This is a genomic window from Bacillus sp. 05T31, from assembly GCF_056396725.1.
Window position 1 is genome coordinate 1 of sequence record NZ_JBFTMA010000938.1, and the last position, 1,312, is coordinate 1,312.

General features: G+C 30.0%; 2 protein-coding genes. Both read right to left on the reverse strand.

Going from position 1 to position 1,312, the window contains the following annotated elements; genetic code table 11:
• Positions 1-386, reverse strand: a 386-nt coding sequence (locus tag AC1DJR_RS30095; protein WP_477004268.1) for a YkyA family protein, incomplete at its 3' end; no start/stop codon positions are given.
• 641 nt (positions 387-1,027) lie between these two features.
• Positions 1,028-1,312, reverse strand: a 285-nt coding sequence (locus AC1DJR_RS30100; protein WP_477004269.1) for a diguanylate cyclase domain-containing protein, incomplete at its 5' end; no start/stop codon positions are given.

The following is a 1,312-nucleotide window of genomic DNA, read 5'->3' on the forward strand; positions in this document are numbered from 1 at the left end:
TTATCCGCCTGRTCTTTYAATTTMTTATCTTCAATTTTCTTCACATATTTATCTGCTGACTTCACTTCTTCTTGTGCCTTATTTAAAGATTCTTTTTCTTTTTTAAGCACTTTTTCTCGTTCATCTGTATTTTTCACTGCTTGGTTCAGTTTTTCCTTAACAGTTTGATTATTATCTTTTCCTTCTTGAACAATCTGATTATATAATTCTTGTCCCTCTTTTTCTAAAGTTTCAAGTTTCTTCGCATCTTCAAACATTGTTTTTTCTTGTTTTGCAGCATTTTCAAATGCAACATATAATTCCTCTTCTGGTTTCGGCCCGAAACAACCCGCTAGTAAAGTCATTGATAATGCAGTTACAATTGCTAATTTACTATACTTCAACATCTTTTTCCTCCTACTTATATACGATAATCGTGTAAAAAGCTATGAAATTATTTATCCTTTTATTAACTCCACACTCGCACCTTTTTTACGAAAATCATTCATATTGTTTATAATGCTTGTACAAATTGTATTACTCAAAATTACATTTTTGAACTAAATAGCAGTTTCATATCTACCTTTTACTTGGCACTTTTTAAAACCTGTTTATACTATGTATTACATAAAAGTACAACGGAATTCATCACAGCCATAATAATTTGGAGAACAACAGTAATAATTCACCTGATAAAAGATGGTCGTTGTTCTGTCACGTCTATCATTCTATCATTTCCTTTCCGCTTTCTATCAAATAATTTCTTTGTTCATTTTACACAGTGTAAATGTCATCTTGCAACAACTTACAATTATTCTTGTCATTCCCTAAAAAGGAAAAGTGTAGAGCATGCTTTCCTCTACACTTTAAAAATGAAACACATTGTGCAAAATGCATTGACACATCCAACATAATTATATGCTTATTCCATATATTTTTAAAGACTTTTATTACAATAAAAGTTCTTTTTGTAATAAAAGTCAAAAAAATGTTACATTCAAAACTTCTTCATATCATATTTCTTCAAATCGAAGTTTCACTCATTTTCTTACAAATCCCTATGCTGGTACAATTGATTTTGTGCCTTTCTTAACAATTCTTCAAAGGTTTTTCCTTCTATTGGATAACTAGCAGCTCCAAATAATAGCGTCATACTTAACAAACCATTTTCTATTTCATTTTCAATATTTTTCATTAATCGCTTTGTTATTGTCGACTTTTCATGTCCGTTATCAATCGCCACAATAACATACTTATTTTCATCCCACCTAGTAACGACATCCCCTTTACGAAYTGTCTTTACAATCGTACTCTCCAATTTTTGTACTAACAC